Source organism: Streptomyces sp. NPDC048644 (assembly GCF_043199105.1).
Classification (GTDB): domain Bacteria; phylum Actinomycetota; class Actinomycetes; order Streptomycetales; family Streptomycetaceae; genus Streptomyces.
The window spans coordinates 60,788-76,681 of sequence record NZ_JBICVO010000016.1 but is presented as its reverse complement, the minus strand read 5'-3'; the positions used below and the strand labels follow the sequence as shown (position 1 = coordinate 76,681).

At 72.2% G+C, this 15,894-nt stretch carries 11 protein-coding genes; 3 read left to right on the top strand and 8 right to left on the bottom strand.

All coding sequences use genetic code 11. From position 1 onward, the window contains the following. Positions 1-152 precede the first annotated feature (152 nt). The 5 genes from ffh to ACGFNI_RS28950 form a co-directional block, all read right to left on the bottom strand. Positions 153-1,703: a signal recognition particle protein gene (ffh, locus tag ACGFNI_RS28970; protein ID WP_393687623.1), complete on the bottom strand. Its 1,551-nt coding sequence runs from the start codon at positions 1,701-1,703 to the stop codon at positions 153-155. Between the two features lie 193 nt (positions 1,704-1,896). Beyond that, on the bottom strand, positions 1,897-4,383 hold the full coding sequence (locus ACGFNI_RS28965) for a [protein-PII] uridylyltransferase (RefSeq protein WP_393687622.1): 2,487 nt from the start codon (positions 4,381-4,383) through the stop codon (positions 1,897-1,899). A gap of 67 nt (positions 4,384-4,450) precedes the next feature. Beyond that, positions 4,451-4,789, bottom strand: a complete 339-nt coding sequence (locus ACGFNI_RS28960) for a P-II family nitrogen regulator (RefSeq protein WP_393687621.1) — start codon at positions 4,787-4,789, stop codon at positions 4,451-4,453. Further along, positions 4,786-6,171 (bottom strand): ammonium transporter, encoded by a 1,386-nt coding sequence (locus ACGFNI_RS28955; protein ID WP_393687620.1) that lies wholly within the window; start codon positions 6,169-6,171, stop codon positions 4,786-4,788. Before ACGFNI_RS28955 ends, ACGFNI_RS28960 begins: the two co-directional genes overlap by 4 nt. 340 nt (positions 6,172-6,511) lie before the next feature. Next, a complete protein-coding gene (locus ACGFNI_RS28950; RefSeq protein ID WP_393687619.1) occupies positions 6,512-7,981 on the bottom strand; it encodes a hypothetical protein in 1,470 nt (489 codons plus the stop codon). A 480-nt stretch (positions 7,982-8,461) separates the two neighbouring features. On the opposite strand from ACGFNI_RS28950, the gene ACGFNI_RS28945 reads away from it, so the two are divergent. After that, on the top strand, positions 8,462-9,142 hold the full coding sequence (locus ACGFNI_RS28945) for a bifunctional DNA primase/polymerase (protein ID WP_393687618.1): 681 nt from the start codon (positions 8,462-8,464) through the stop codon (positions 9,140-9,142). Positions 9,143-9,503: 361 nt separating this feature from the next. On the opposite strand, the gene ftsY is transcribed toward ACGFNI_RS28945, so the two are convergent. Further along, a complete protein-coding gene (gene ftsY / locus ACGFNI_RS28940) occupies positions 9,504-10,739 on the bottom strand; it encodes a signal recognition particle-docking protein FtsY (RefSeq protein WP_393687617.1) in 1,236 nt (411 codons plus the stop codon). 379 nt (positions 10,740-11,118) lie between these two features. Between ftsY and ACGFNI_RS28935 the strand changes: the two genes are divergently transcribed. Together ACGFNI_RS28935 and ACGFNI_RS28930 are read left to right on the top strand one after the other, a co-directional pair. Continuing rightward, complete coding sequence (locus tag ACGFNI_RS28935; protein WP_393687616.1) at positions 11,119-12,600, top strand: purine-cytosine permease family protein; 1,482 nt, start codon at positions 11,119-11,121, stop codon at positions 12,598-12,600. Between the two features lie 162 nt (positions 12,601-12,762). After that, complete coding sequence (locus ACGFNI_RS28930; protein ID WP_393687615.1) at positions 12,763-13,767, top strand: LLM class flavin-dependent oxidoreductase; 1,005 nt, start codon at positions 12,763-12,765, stop codon at positions 13,765-13,767. Between the two features lie 38 nt (positions 13,768-13,805). Here the strand turns inward: ACGFNI_RS28930 and ACGFNI_RS28925 are convergent, their stop codons facing one another. Further along, on the bottom strand, positions 13,806-14,150 hold the full coding sequence (locus ACGFNI_RS28925) for a cupin domain-containing protein (RefSeq protein WP_393687729.1): 345 nt from the start codon (positions 14,148-14,150) through the stop codon (positions 13,806-13,808). Between the two features lie 283 nt (positions 14,151-14,433). Further along, complete coding sequence (locus tag ACGFNI_RS28920) at positions 14,434-15,852, bottom strand: sugar porter family MFS transporter (protein ID WP_393687614.1); 1,419 nt, start codon at positions 15,850-15,852, stop codon at positions 14,434-14,436. Positions 15,853-15,894 lie beyond the last annotated feature (42 nt).

Below are 15,894 nucleotides of genomic sequence, written 5' to 3'. Positions count from 1 at the left end.
GCGGGTGGGACCGGGTGGTGGCGGGCGGGTGCCGTCAACGGGCGAGCCCCCGGCCGGGGGTCCGGCAGGGGGCTCGCGTGTGGCGTTCCGTGCGGCTGCGTTCCTGTCGTCGGCCGGCGGTGGCGGTGTGACGGCAGGGGTCGGGGTGCGGCTCAGCCCATGAACTTCTTGAACTCCTCCGGGAGTTCGAAGTTCTGCGGATCCTGGCCGTCCTGCGGCAGGCCCAGCGGGTTGCCGGCCTGGGCGGCCTCGCGACGGGCCGCAGCCGCCGCCTCGTCGGCCTTGCGCTTCATCGGGTTACCGCTCTTGCGCTTGCCCTTGGCCTGCTTGACCTGCTTCTTCTTCTTGGCGCCGCCGCCACCCATGCCCGGCATCCCCGGCATGCCCGGCATGCCGCCGCCCTGGGCCATCTTCGACATCATCTTGCGGGCGTCGAAGAACCGCTCGACGAGGTTCTTGACGGCGCTGACGTCGACGCCGGATCCCTTGGCGATGCGGGCGCGGCGGGAGCCGTTGATGATCGTCGGTTCCTGGCGCTCGGCCGGGGTCATCGACTTGATGATGGCGGCCGTGCGGTCGACCTCGCGCTCGTCGAGGTTGTTGATCTGGTCCTTCATCTGGCCCATGCCGGGCAGCATGCCGAGCAGCTTCGAGATGGAGCCCATCTTGCGGACCTGTTCCATCTGGGCCAGGAAGTCGTCGAGCGTGAACTCCTTCGGCCCCTTCTGGAGCTTGGCCGCCATCTTCTCGGCCTCGGCCTGGCTGAAGGTCTGCTCGGCCTTCTCGATGAGCGAGAGCATGTCACCCATGCCGAGGATGCGGGACGCCATGCGGTCCGGGTGGAACGCGTCGAAGTCGTCCAGCTTCTCGCCGTTGGAGGCGAACATGATCTGCTTGCCGGTGACGTGCGCGATCGAGAGCGCGGCACCACCGCGGGCGTCGCCGTCGAGCTTGGAGAGGACGACGCCGTCGAAGCCGACGCCGTCGCGGAACGCCTCGGCGGTGTTGACCGCGTCCTGGCCGATCATCGCGTCGACGACGAAGAGGATCTCGTCCGGGCTGACCGCGTCACGGATGTCCGCGGCCTGCTGCATCAGTTCCTGGTCGATACCGAGGCGGCCCGCGGTGTCGACGATGACGATGTCGTGGACCTTGGTCTTGGCGAACTCGATCGAGTCCTTGGCGACCTGGACCGGGTCACCGACGCCGTTGCCTGGCTCGGGCGCGTAGATCGCGATGCCGGCGCGCTCGGCGACGACGGAGAGCTGGTTGACGGCGTTGGGGCGCTGGAGGTCGCAGGCGACCAGCAGCGGGCTGTGGCCCTGGCCCTTGAGCCAGTGGCCGAGCTTGCCGGCGAGGGTGGTCTTACCCGCGCCCTGGAGGCCGGCCAGCATGATGACGGTCGGCGCGGTCTTGGCGAAGCGCAGCCTGCGGGTCTCGCCGCCGAGGATGCCGACGAGCTCCTCATTGACGATCTTGATGACCTGCTGGGCGGGGTTCAGCGCCTGGGAGACCTCGGAACCGGTGGCGCGCTCCTTGACCTGCTTGATGAAGGCGCGGACGACGGGGAGCGCGACGTCGGCCTCAAGGAGGGCGATACGGATCTCGCGCGCCGTGGCGTCGATGTCCGCCTCGGAGAGGCGGCCCTTGCCCCGAAGGTTTTTGAAGGTACTCGCCAAGCGGTCGGAAAGCGTATCGAACACGGCGGTCGTCGATCCTCGGGGTCGGGGGCGGAGACAATCGCCTCCTAGGGTATCCGGCCCGGCAAGCGTGCCACCCTGGCCGGTCGGATTCGCCCGGACGGGGCGGGCACGGGCCCGCCGTGCGCCCGGCCGCCGCCGGTCGTCCCGCCGCCGGTCGTCCCGCCGCCGGTCGTCCCGCCACCGGACGGCCCCGTCAGCGCAGGGCCGTCTCCACCGACTCCGCCAGCGCCGCCGCCTCCGTCTCCGTCAGCGGCGAGCCGTCCTCGTGTGTGACGTAGACGGTGTCGACCGCGTCCGCGCCCAGGGTGCTCACGTGCGCGCTGCGCACCCGTACCCCGGCCGCGTCCAGAGCGCATCCGATGCGGTGCAGCAGGCCGTGGGTGTCGTGCGCGCGGACCTCGATGACGGTGGCGGTGCGGGAGCTGCCGGGGACGGCGGTGACCCGGGGCGGCGGGGCGAGGAGGGCGCGGGAGCGGCGTGCGTAGGCGCGTTCGCGTTCGGCGAGGCGGGCGGGGATGTCGAGGGAGCCGTCGAGGGCCCGTACGAGGTCGGCGCGGAGCCGGGCGGCCTGGGGCAGGGAGCCGTATGCGGCGGCCACCCGCCAGCTGAGGAGGAGGACGTGGCCTTCGCCGACGGGGTCGAGGGCGCGCAGGTCGGCGGCGCGGACGGTGAGGCGGTGCAGGGCCAGGACGCCGGTGGCGGCGGCCAGCACACCTGGCCTGTCGGGGACGGCGATGAGCAGTTCGACGCCGACGGGCTCGGGTGCGGCGGTCGCGTCCCGCGGTGTCGCGGCGGGTGGGTCGGCGCGGGGGTGCAGGGCGAGGACGGGTTCGCCGGTGCGGGCGGCTTCGACGGCCAGCCGTTCCTGTTCGGCCGTCGGCGCGTCCGTGCCGCTCCCCGCTGCGGGTTCGCCCGCGAGCTGCGCCGCGACGCGGCGGACGAGGTCGGCGACGAGGCCGCCGCGCCAGGCGCTCCAGGCGGCGGGCCCGGTGGCGAGCGCGTCGGCCTCGGTGAGGGCGTGCAGCAGTTCCAGGGTGCCGGTGCTGCCGACGGCGGCGGCGACGGCGGTGAGGGTTTCGGGGTCGTCGAGGTCGCGCCGGGTGGCGGTCTCGATGAGCAGCAGGTGGTGGCGTACGAGGGTGGCGATGACGGCGGTGTCGTGGCTGTCGAAGCCGAGCCGGGTGGCCGTGTCGCGGGCGATGGTCTCGCCCGCGACGCTGTGGTCGCCTGGCCGGCCCTTGCCGATGTCGTGCAGCAGGGCGGCGACGAGCAGCAGGTCGGGGCGGTGCACGCGGCGGGTGAGCGCGGCGGCCCGGACGGCGGTTTCGACGAGATGGCGGTCGACGGTCCAGGTGTGGACGGCGTTGCGCTGCGGGCGGCAGCGGACCCGTTCCCAGTCGGGCAGCAGCCGCGTGACGATGCCCTCGGCCTCCAGGGATTCCCAGACGGGCACGGTGGGGGCGCCCGCGCCGAGCAGGGTCACCAGCTGTTCGCGTGCCTCGGCCGGCCACGGTACGGGCAGGGCCGCCCCGGCGGCGGCGCAGCGGCGGACGGCGTGCAGCGAGAGCGGCAGCCCGGTCTGGGCCGCGGCGGCTGCGGCGCGCAGGATCAGGGCCGGGTCGCGTTCGGGCCGTGCGGTGCGGGCCAGTACGGCTTCGCCGTCGAGTTCGACGACGCCGTCGGCGAGCGGGGAGCGCTCCCCCCTGCCCGCGGTGCGGCTGCCGCTGAGCAGGCCGCGCAGCAGCGGACGGACGGACCGGGCGCGCAGTACCCGGCCGGCCTCGCGCCAGGTGACGTCGGTGGCGTAGGAGATCGTGCGGGCGGCTTCGTAGGTCTGCCGCAGCAGAGTGTCGGCGTCGAGCACACCGAGGGCGGCGGCGACCTGGTCCTGTTCCTGGAGGGCGAGCCGGTCGGTGGCCCGGCCGGTCACCAGGTGGAGCGCGTCGCGGGTGTCGAGGAGGCGGGTGCGGGCGGCTTCGAGGCCGTCGCGGGGGGCGTCGGCGAGCCAGGAGGCGGCGACGGCGCGGAGTGCGACGGCGTCGCGCAGTCCGCCGCGGGCGTCCTTGAGGTCGGGTTCGATGAGGTATTGGAGTTCGCCCTGCCGGTCGGCGCGTTCGCGCCACAGGTCGTGGAGTTCGGGCAGCCGCTTGGGTGCGCTCTCGCGCCAGTCGGCGTAGGCGGTGGTGCGCAGTGCGGCGGTGAGTCCGGGGTCTCCTGCGATGTGCCGGGCGTCGAGCAGGCCGAGCTGCACCTTCAGGTCGTCGCGTGCCGCCTTGCGGGCCTGGGCGGGGGTGCGGACGGAGTGGTCGAGGTCGATGCCGAGGTCCCAGACGGGGTACCAGAGGTGGTCGGCGAGTGCGGCCACGGCGGCGGGTCCTGCCCGGCCGTCGTGGAGCAGGAGGAGGTCGAGGTCGCTGCGCGGGGAGAGTTCGCCGCGGCCGTAGCCGCCGACCGCGACGAGGGCGGCGCCCGGCACGCCGGATGCGGCCGACGCCGCGGTCAGCAGGGCGGCCAGCCAGTCGTCGGTGAGCCGGGCGAGTGCGGCGCGGCGGTCGGGGCCGCGCGATGCGGGGTCCTGGAGGAGTCGCAGCCGGGCGCCCGGGTAGCCGCCGTCCCGGGGGGCGGGGTGTGGTGCGGGTGCGGCGGCCGGCCGTGCGGTGTCCTCGGCGCTCTCGGTCAACTCGGGTGCTCCTCGGTCGTGGTCCCCCGCGTGTTTCCGGCCCCCGGTGTGTCCTTGTCCGCCGTTGTCACAGGGCGTCGGGGCCGCGCTCGCCGGTGCGTACCCGTACCGCGTCGTCGACGGGGACGCTCCACACCTTCCCGTCGCCGATCTTGCCGGTGCGGGCGGCCTCGACGACGACGTCCACCAGTTGTTCGGCGTCGGCGTCCGTCACGAGGACCTCGATGCGGATCTTCGGCACCAGGTCGACGGTGTACTCGGCGCCGCGGTAGACCTCGGTGTGGCCGTGCTGCCTCCCGTAGCCGCTGGCCTCGGTGACGGTCAGGCCGTGCACGCCGAACGACTGGAGTGCCTCCTTCACCTCGTCGAGGCGGTGCGGCTTGATGACTGCCGTGATGAGCTTCATGCGTCCACCTTCTTCGCCGTGTCCGGGCCCGTGCCCCGGTCCGTGCTCTGCGTGTGTGCCGGGGCCGGGACGGCCTTGCGGGCCAGCACGCCGCCGCCCGCGCCGGTGAAGTCGTACGCCGTCTCGGCGTGCGCGGCCTGGTCGACGCCGGTGATCTCCTCGTCCTCGGCGATCCGGAAGCCCATCACCCGGTCGACGGCCTTGGCAAGGAGGTAGCTGACGACCAGGGAGTAGAGCAGGACGCCGAGCACGCCGACGGCCTGCTTGCCGAGCTGTTCGAGGCCGCCGCCGTAGAAGAGGCCCTTGGCCTTGCTCTGTACGCCGCCGGTCGCGAACAGGCCCACCAGCAGCGATCCCGCGATGCCGCCGACGAGGTGGACGCCGATGACGTCGAGGGAGTCGTCGTAGCCGAAGCGGTACTTCAGGCCGACCGCCATCGCGCACAGCACGCCGGCGATGGCGCCGACGGCGAGGGCGCCGAGCGGGCTGACCGCGCCGCAGGCCGGAGTGATCGCGACGAGTCCGGCGACCGCGCCGGATGCGGCGCCCAGGGTGGTGAAGGCGCCGTGCCGCAGCTTTTCGTAGGCGAGCCAGCCGAGCATCGCGGCGGCGGTGGCGACCTGGGTGTTGACGAAGGCGACGGCGCCGACGCCGTCGTCGTTGCCGAGCCAGGAACCGGCGTTGAAGCCGAACCAGCCGAACCAGAGCAGGCCGGCGCCGAGCATCACCAGGGGCAGGCTGTGCGGTCGCATCGGGTCCTTCTTGAAGCCGATGCGCTTGCCGACGACCAGGAGGACGCCGAGCGCCGCGGCGCCCGCATTGATGTGCACGGCGGTGCCGCCGGCGAAGTCGATGACGCCCAGCTTGAAGAGCCAGCCGCCCTCGCCCCACACCCAGTGGGCGACGGGGAAGTAGACGACGGTGACCCACAGGGCGGTGAACAGCGTCCAGGCGGTGAACTTGACGCGGTCGGCGAGTGCCCCGCTGATCAGCGCGGGGGTGATCACCGCGAACATCAGCTGGAAGACGGCGAAGACGTAGACCGGGACGGTGGTGGAGCCCCACAGCTCGGTCAGGCCGATGCCGCTGAGCCCCGCGAAGTCGCCGTCCCAGCCGATGACGCCGCCGCGGTCGGAGCCGAAGGCGAGGCCGAATCCGTACAGGACCCAGAGGACCGTGACGATGCCCAGGCTGATGAAGCTCATCATCAGCATGTTGAGCACGCTCTTGACCCGGACCATGCCGCCGTAGAAGAAGGCGAGGCCGGGCGTCATGACCATCACGAGTGCGGAACAGATCAGCAGGAATCCGGTGTTGGCCGGGCTCAGCGTGACCTTGTCGGCCGCGAGGCCGTCTGCGAGCGTCAGGATGCCTGGGGGCATCGGCGTCTCCTCGTCGTCGATGCGGCCCGTGCGGGGTGCCGTGCCAGGGCGGGCCGTCGTTCGTCACGAGGCTGTCGCAGCGCGGTTTCGGCCACCGCCCGCCGGTGTTTCGCCACCGTGACGAAGGCCGCGCCGGTGTTACGCCCGGGTGAATTCCCGGGCCCGCCGGGCGGCTGCCCGTTCGGCTCGCCGCCCCCGCCGTGACATCGAGCGGCGCCCAGCGGACGCCGCAGGACGTGGCCCGACCGCGGTCGCCACCCGTGTGACCTGGCGTGGGGAAGCCGAGTCGGGCTGTACGGGGTGGTGGCCGCGGCCGGGGGCTGGGGGGGGGCGGGTGCCGTCAGACGGCCTCCGATTCGGGGAGCTGCCTGGCCAGTTCGTCGCTGAGCCGGATCACTTCGGCGACGCCGTCGTAATCCCGTACGGCGCTGTCCACGGTCTTCCGCAGCCGGGTGTTGACCCGTTCCGAGCGGACCTGCTGGGCGAAGGGGATCGCCTGCTGCGCGAGCTCGGCGCACCGCTCGGGCTCCCGCTGGAGCAGGTGCACGGAGGCCATCCCGATGAGGTTGAGTGCATACGACCGCTGGTGCTCGGGGTCCTTGCCGAAGAGTTCGACCGCGCGCTCCATGATCGGCTCGGCGAGCGAGGCGTAGGTGGGGCTGCGGCCCGCCACATAGGCGAGGTCGCGGTAGGAGTGGGCGTTCTCGGCGTTCAGTTCCGCCTCGGAGAAGAAGCGGATCCAGTCCGGCTCGGGCTCGCCCGGCACGGTGTCGGAGAAGGTGTCCTCGGCCATCCGCACGGCCCGCTTGACCTTGCTGGGCTGGCCCATCCCCGCGTACGCGCGCGCCTCCATCGCGTACAGCATGGCCTGGGTGCGCGCGGTGGCCGTCTCGCGGCTGCCGTACTGGGCGAGGTGGATCAGCTCCAGCGCGTCGTCAGGGCGGCCGAGGTGGATCATCTGCCGGCTCATGCTGGAGAGGATGTACGAGCCGAGCGGCCGGTCGCCGGCTTCCTTGGCGGCGTGCAGGGCGAGCACGAAGTACTTCTGGGCGGTGGGCTGGAGCCCGATGTCGTAGCTCATCCAGCCGGCCAGTTCGGCCAGTTCGGCGGCGACGTTGAACAGCCGCTTGGCGATGTGCTCGGGCTGCGGTTCCTGGAGGAGGTCGGTGACCTCGTGCAGCTGGCCGACGACGGCCTTGCGCCGCAGCCCGCCGCCGCACTGCGCGTCCCACTGCCGGAACATCGCGGTGGTCTGCTCCAGCAGGTCGAGTTCCGGTTCCGACAGCCGCGCCGGGCGCCTGCCGCGCTCCTGGCCCGTTTCGGCTCCGTGCGCGCCCGGCGCGGCGGGGACCGGAACCAGCCAGCGCTGCATCGGCTCGATGAGGGTGGGCCCGGCGGCCAGCGCGAGGGAGGTGCCGAGGAATCCGCGGCGCGCCAGCATCAGGTCGCTGCGGGAGAACTCGCTGATCAGGGTGACGGTCTGCGGCCCGGCCCAGGGCAGGTCGACGCCGGATACGGACGGGGACTGGCGTGCGGAGCGCAGGCCGAGTTCCTCGATGCCGACGACGCAGCCGAAGCGTTCGGAGAACAGCTCGGACAGGATCCGCGGGATGGGCTCGCGCGGCTGTTCACCGTCCAGCCAGCGGCGGACGCGTGAGGTGTCGGTACTGATGTGGTGCGCGCCCATCTGCCGGGCTCTGCGGTTGACCTGCCGCGCCAGTTCGCCCTTGGACCAGCCGCTGCGCACAAACCATGATCCCAACTGCGCGTTGGGACGCTTTTCGGCAGTGCCGCTGCCATTGCCGCCCACTGGAACGCCCCCAAACGTTGTCGCCCGCCGCGAACTCTCCACAGGAGGCCGCCTGTTGCCGCATCTTCCCCGGGCACCTCCACCCGACCACTGAATCCGGCCACCTCGCCCGGCCGGATGCGGCGCGGTCCTTGCCACCGGCATACCCGTGCGAACGATGCCACTTCCGGGTTCGTGTACTGAACGTAATCCGACGATCACGCTCCTCGCGAGGGCGCTCGCGGAAACGCCACCATTCGCCACCCCTTCGAATGAACTCCCGGCCTGCTCCGCACGATTGACTTGACACCGGTCGAGCACGATCGGACGGATCGGGGTCCGCAGCGGTGCCCGCGCCCCGGCGCACCACCCCTGGAGCGGCGCCCCTCTCCGGGGCCCCGCGGACCCTGCGGCCCGCCAACGGAGCGTCACCGCACGGCACTTGACTCCGCCCGTCGGCCCGCCACCACCGGCACACACGCACCACCCGTAGGAGAGGACATGGACTTCACCATCGGCGGCATCCGGGAGATGCGGCCCGGCTCGCGGCGCCGCGCCCGCTCACCCGAGAGCACGGCGGTGGCGGAGTACACCGGCCTGTGGGGCTGGGACGTCGTCCCCGGCGCCCGCGCGGCACGCACCGGCAGCGGCCGTACGGACTGCTCGTGCGGCGACGCCGACTGCCGAGCCCCCGGCGCGCATCCGCTGTCCTTCGGCCGTGAGGTACCCGCCGGGGCCACCCTGGAGAGCGCGGTCGACGCCTGGTCGCGGACCCCGGGGGCGGCGGTGCTCCTGCCGGTGGGGCGGTCGTTCGACGTGCTCGACGTCCCAGCGGACGCGGGCCGGTGCGCCCTGGCGCGCCTGGAACGGATGGGGCTGCCGCTCGGCCCGGTGGCGCTGGCCCCCACGGGGCGCGCGTGGTTCTTCGTCGCCCCCGGTGCCGCCGCCGGGCTGCCCGATCTGCTCTACCGGACGGGCTGGGACGACGCGGCGCTCGACCTGCGCCCGCTGGGGGACGGCGACCACCTCACCGCTCCCCCGTCCGACCTCGGCGCACTCGGCCCGGTGCGCTGGCTGCGCCCGCCCACTCTGGACACCGCGGGCCGCCCGCCGCAGGCCCGGTTGCTGCTGGGCACGCTCGCGTATGCCTGCCAGCGGTCGGGGCGCCGTCCGGGGCGCTGAGACACCACGTACGACGGGGCGTCCGGCGGCCGGGCTGGACGACGGGCGCCGAAGGCCGGGAGCCGGAGCGCACGCCGGTGGCGGGGGCGCACGCCAGGTGTGGACCACTGCGCCGGATGGGGTGATCGCGCGCCGGGCGCGGAGGCCGTTCCGCCGCATCCACGGTGGCCGGCGACCCCGAATTTCCCCTCACATATGACCGAAACCGTGTTCCGCGCCACTGCGTTCGCCGCCCGCCCCGGCCCCGCCGAACCGCCGCCCCACACAACGGCACCGGCCTCCGCCGCCCGCTCCTGGCGGGTGACGGAGGCCGGTGCGTTCCGGGCTCCGGGGAGCGGTCGTACGCTCCTGGTCCGGGGATTCAGTCGCCGATCAGCGCGTCGACGAACGCCTCAGGCTCGAACGGCGCCAGGTCATCGGCGCCCTCTCCCAGACCGATGAGCTTGACCGGCACTCCCAGCTCCCGCTGGACCGCGACGATGATGCCGCCCTTGGCGGTGCCGTCGAGCTTGGTCAGCACCACGCCGGTGATGTCCACGACCTCGGCGAAGACCCGCGCCTGCACCAGGCCGTTCTGTCCGGTGGTGGCGTCCAGGACGAGCAGCACCTCGCCGACCGGGCCGTGCTTCTCCACGACCCGCTTGACCTTGCCCAGCTCGTCCATCAGACCGGTCTTGGTGTGCAGCCGGCCCGCGGTGTCGATGAGGACGACGTCGGCGCTCTCGGCGATGCCCTCCTTCACCGCGTCGAAAGCGATGGACGCCGGGTCACCGCCCTCGGGGCCGCGGACCGTACGGGCACCGACCCGCTCGCCCCAGGTCTGGAGCTGGTCGGCGGCGGCGGCGCGGAAGGTGTCGGCCGCGCCCAGGACCACGGACTTGCCGTCGGCGACCAGGACCCGGGCGAGCTTGCCTGTGGTGGTGGTCTTACCGGTGCCGTTGACGCCGACGACCATGACGACACCGGGGATCTCGCCGCCGCCGTTGCCGATGCCGTTGCCGGTGTGCACGGAGCGGTCGGCCTCGGTGCCGATGAGGGTGAGCAGCTCCTCGCGCAGCAGCTCGCGCAGCCCCTCGGGGGTGCGGGTGCCGAGGACCTTGACCCGCTCGCGCAGCCGGTCGACCAGTTCCTGGGTGGGGGCGACGCCGACGTCCGCGGTGAGGAGGGTGTCCTCGATCTCCTCCCAGGTGTCCTCGTCGAGGTGTTCCCGGGAGAGCAGCGTCAGCAGGCCCTTGCCCAGGGTGTTCTGCGAACGCGAGAGCCGGGCGCGCAGCCGCACCAGGCGGCCCGCGGTCGGCTCGGGGATCTCGATCTCCGGGGCGGCGGGCGCCTCGGGCTCGGCGACCGGCGCCTCGGCCACGGGGGCCTCGGCGGTCGGCAGGCCGACTTCTTCGATGGTGCGACGGGGTTCGTCGCGTGGGGTCTCGGCTTCCTCACCGACCTGCGGCTCTGCAGGCGGCGCGGTGACGGATGGCGTAGGGGAGGCGGCCGGCGGGGACGGCGGCAGCTGCTTCTTCTTGCGGCTGCTGACGACGAGCCCGCTGATCGCGCCGAGCGCGACCACGGCGATGACTACAGCAAGGATGACGATTTCCATAACCCCCCCAGTATCAGCCACGCACCGCCGCCCGTGGCCGCACGCGCCGAACCCGTGGGCGCCGCGTCCCGATTCGGTACGGCGGCCGGGTCCGGGGTGCGCGCAGGGCCGACGAGACCCCCACCCCTGTCCGAAAAGTGCTGGTCAGAGCGGTACGGGCGGCCTGGTTCGGGTTTTCGTCGGAAGTGGTCGAGGTGTCTGCTCGTCGGTGGATCCAAGTGGACGTACGGCGCGAAGTTGGACCAAAGTACGATGGTGGACGGCTGCGCAACGCGCGTAGAGTCCTGCCAACCGAAGCTGGCCGGGCACCACAGCCGCTGCCTTGGCGCCTCTCTTCCGGGGGTGCCTCCCAGATCCCGCGCACGGAGACACCTGCACCATGGGCACCACGTCCACTCCCGAAACCGACGGCGCCGTCGAGACACGAGGCATCGAGCCCGTACCCGACAGCGAACGCCACGGCCGCGTCCGCGAGCTCTTCCCCACGTGGGTCGCGGCCAACATCAGCGTGCTGCTGCTCACCATGGGGGCCTCCCTGGTGGTCACCAACGGGCTGAACTTCTGGCAGGTCGTCCTGGTGGCCGCCATCGCCGTGTCGATCGCGTTCGGCATGGTCGGCGTGCTCTCGGTGTCCGGGAAGTGGGGCGGTGCGCCCGGCGCGATGCTCTCCCGGGCCACCTTCGGCGTCCGCGGCAACTACTTCCCCGGGGCGATCCTGTGGGTGGCCCGCTTCGGCTGGGAGACCATCAACGCGGTCACCGGCGCGTACGCGGTGCTGACGGTGCTGAATCTGCTGTTCGGCGTCCGGAGCAACAACGCCCTGATCGTCATCACCCTGCTCGCCTTCGTGGCCTGCACGTTCCTGGTCAGCGGGATGGGCCGCAAGGCGCTGAACCTCTGCAACCGGTACTCGACGTATCTGTTCGGCCTGTTCACGGTGATGGTGCTGGTCTACCTGATCGCCACGATGGACTGGCACGCGATCTTCACGAAGAAGGCGGGCACCACCGCGATGGTGATCGCCGGCATCGGCACCATCGCGGCGGGCGGCATCAGCTGGGTGCCCACGGGCCCCGACTTCGCGCGCTACCTGCCGCACTCCGCGTCCGGCCGCAAGATCGTCGGCACCACCGTCTCCGGCGCGGCCCTGGTGCTGCTCCCGATGGTGCTGATGGGCGGCGTGATGGCGGTGTCCAACCCGAAGCTGGCCGGTCAGAACACCGACCCGATGTCGTTCCTCGGCACGATCCTGCCGACCTGGCTCGCGGTCCCCTACCTGATCACCGCACTGGTCGGGATGGTGCTGATCAACAGCCTGTCGATGTACTCCGCGGGCTTCACGGCACAGACCATGGGCGTCAAGCTGCCGCGGGCCCTGGCGGTGAGCATCAACGCCGTCATCAGCCTCGTCGGCGGCCTGTTCATGATGCTGGTGGCCAAGGACTTCATCGGGCAGTTCATCACCTTCCTGACGCTCCTCGCGGTCTCCTTCTCGGCCTGGATCGGCGTCTACGGCGTGGACATGGCCCGCCGCCGCGCCCTGGCGGTCCGCTACGACGCGGCGAGCTTGATGAACACCGGCCGCGGCAGCCGTTACTGGTACGCAGGCGGCTTCTGCTGGCAGGCCATGACGGCCTGGGCGGTGGCACTCGCCGCGGGCATCTGCTTCACCAAGGTCCAGTGGTTCACCGGCCCGCTGGCCACCACCTGGATCGGCGCGAACGGCCTGGGCTGGGCGGCCACGATCCTGATCGCGGCGGCACTCTTCGCCCTGCTGCCCCGGCCGAAGGAGACCGTCCGGGCCGACGGCCCGCGCACCTCCGGCGCCCCCGAGCCTCGGCACCCGGCCGAGGTCGGCTGACACGACCGCACGGCAGCCGCCGCCCCGGGGAACCACACCGTTCGCCCGGGGCGACGGCCAACCCCCGCCCCGGCGGCCGTGGTTGACTCCCGCCCCCTAGAAATCTGACGTCGCGTCAGTTAGCGTCCCCTGCGCCACCCGCCCGGCGAAGGGGACGCTGTCATGCCCGTCACGGTCCTGCGCTTCAATCTCGTCGACCCCTCCCCCACCGCCGACACCCTCGGCGCCCGCTACCGCGCCGCGCTGGAGATGGCCGCGTTCGCCGACGACCGCGGCCTGACCACCGTGCAGACCGAGGAACACCACGCCACCACCAACGGCTGGATGCCCTCACCGCTCGCCTTCGCCGGCGCGGTCTTCGGCGCCACCCGCCGGATCAACGTCACCGTCTCCGCGCTGATCACGCCGCTGCACGACCCGCTGCGGCTGGCCGAGGACATCGCCGTGCTCGACCTGCTCAGCGGCGGCCGGCTGGTCACCGTCGCCGGAATCGGCTACCGGCCGCAGGAGTACGCGGCGCACGGCAAGGACTGGAAGGGCCGCGGCGCGCTCCAGGACGAGGTGCTCGCGACGCTGCTCGCCGCCTGGACCGGCGAGCCGTTCCGCTACCGGGACCGCACCGTGCAGGTCACCCCGCGCCCGTACACCCGGCCGCATCCGCTGCTGCTGATCGGCGGCAGCTCCCGGGCCGCGGCCCGCCGCGCCGCCCGTCTGGGCCTCCCCCTCTTCCCCAGCGCGCACCTGCCCGAGCTGGAGGCGTACTACCAGGAGCGGTGCGCCGCGTACGGCACCGAGGGCTGGGTGCTCCAACCGGCCGCCCGCACCCGCCTGTTGCACGTTTCGGACGACCCGGACCGCACCTGGGCGACGTACGGGGCCCACCTGCTGCACGAGGCCCGCACCTACGCGTCCTGGCAGTCCGACGACATCCGCTCGGCCGTACGCTCCGGCGCGCGGGATGTGGCGGAGCTGCGTGCGGAAGGCATCTACCGCGTGGTCACCCCCGACGCGTGCGTGCGGATGGCCGAAGAGGCGGGCCCGCAGGGCTCGTTGGTCCTGCATCCGCTGTGCGGCGGGATGCCGGTGGACGAGGGCTGGCGGTCGTTGCACCTGTTCGCCGAGCAGGTGCTGCCGCGGATCGGGGCGGGGGCCGGCGGCGGGGGCTGAGGCGGCGGCCGGCCCGGGGACCGGCCGCCGCCCGGAGTTCAGCCCTGCGGGTAGAAAACGAACAGGGTGCAGCCCTGGGCGGACTGCGGAATGTGCCAGGATCCGGCCGGCGCGTGGATGAACGTGCCCGCGGGGTGCGCGCGGTCCCCGTCGTGGAACACCCCGTCGACCACGAAGACTTCCTCAGGTCCCGGCTCGTGCAGATCGACGCCTTCCCAGCAACTCCCCGGATCCAGCTCCACGACCATGGCGCTGGCGCCGTTCTCGCCGGTCCACAGCGGCCGGCAGCGGATCCCGGGGAACACCTCCTGCACGGGGGCGTCGGCCACCGTACGGTGCAGGTATCCGGCCGTGCCGCCGACCGCACCGCCCTGCGCCGGCAGCGGCACGCCGCCGTCCACGACCGTTGCCGTCGTGCCGGTCTCCGCGGCCCCACGCGTATCCGTATCCATGTCCCTGTCCATATCCCTGTTCATACCCATCGTCTTCTCGATATCCGCCCCCGTAGCGCTGATCCTGTCGGGTATCGCGGGGGATATCCACGGCTCCGGCGTCCGGGCGTGGCGATCGGTACGGGAGTTGACGCCGCCATTACGCGGCGCTGCCCCGGCTCTCGGAATGAGCCGGGGCAGCGTCCACGTGCGAGGAGAAGGACTGGCGGGGTGGTTAGCCCATCTCCTCCAACGCCTTGCCCTTGGTCTCCTTCACGAACTTCAGCACGAAGGGGATCGAGAGCAGGGCGAAGAACATGTAGATCACGTAGGTGCCGGAGAGGTTCCAGTCCGACAGGCTCGGGAAGCTCGCGGTGATGGCCCAGTTGGCGATCCACTGCGCGGACGCGGCGACGCCCAGCGCGGCGGCACGGATGCGGTTGGGGAACATCTCGCCGAGGAAGACCCAGACCACGACGCCCCAGGAGAGGGCGAAGAAGAGCACGAACCCGTGGGCGGCGATCAGGGCGACGGTGCCCTCGGTGGTGGGCAGCGTGCCGGCCGCGGTCTTGGCCGAGAAGGCCCAGGCTTCCAGGGCGAGCGCGACGGCCATACCGGCCGAGCCGATGAGCGCCAGCGGGCGGCGGCCGATCCGGTCGACGAAGATCATCGCGATCACGGTGCCGATGATGTTGATGATCGACGTCGTGAAGCTGTAGAAGAACGAGCTGCTCGGATCGATGCCGACGGACTGCCACAGCGTCGACGAGTAGTAGAACGCGACGTTGATGCCGACCAGTTGCTGGAACACCGACAGGCCGATGCCGACCCAGACGATCGGCAGGAAGCCCTTCTTGCCGCCGAGCAGGTCCGTGAACTTCGACTTGTGCTCGCGGTGCATCGCCTCCTCGATCTCGACGACCCGCGCGTCGAGATCGACCGTCTTGCCCTCGACGTCGGCCAGCACCTTCTTGGCCTTGTCGACCTTGCCGACGGAGATCAGGAAGCGCGGCGACTCGGGAATGACGAAGGAGAGCAGGCCGTAGACGAGCGCCGGGACGACCATCACGCCGAGCATCCACTGCCACGCTTCGAAGCCGGCGAGCTTGCCGCGCTGGTTGCCGTCGGCGAGGTTGAGGATGCCCCAGTTGACGAGCTGGGAGACGGCGATGCCGATGACGATCGCAGCCTGCTGGAAGGAGCCGAGCCGGCCGCGGTAGGCGGGCGGCGACACCTCGGCGATGTAGGCGGGGCCGATGACCGAGGCCATGCCGATCGCGATCCCGCCGAACACCCGCCACATGGCCAGGTCCCAGAGGGCGAACGGCAGGGCGGAGCCGATCGCGCTGATGATGAACAGCACCGCGGCGATCTGCATCACGCGGATGCGGCCGATGCGGTCCGCGATCCGGCCCGCCGTGGCCGCGCCGATGGCACAGCCGATCAGCGCGATGGCGATCACCTGGGCGAGGATGGCCGACCCGACGTCGTAGCGCCCGCGGATCGCCTCGACGGCACCGTTGATCACGGAGCTGTCATAGCCGAAGAGGAAGCCGCCCATCGCGGCAGCCGCGGTGATGAAGATGACATGGCCGAGGTGTTCCGGCTGGGCCTTGCGGCCTTCCGGGACCGCCGGCTGCGCGGTGCTGGTCAACGTGTACTCCAGTGGCCCGGCTGCGCTGCCGGGCGTAGGGGG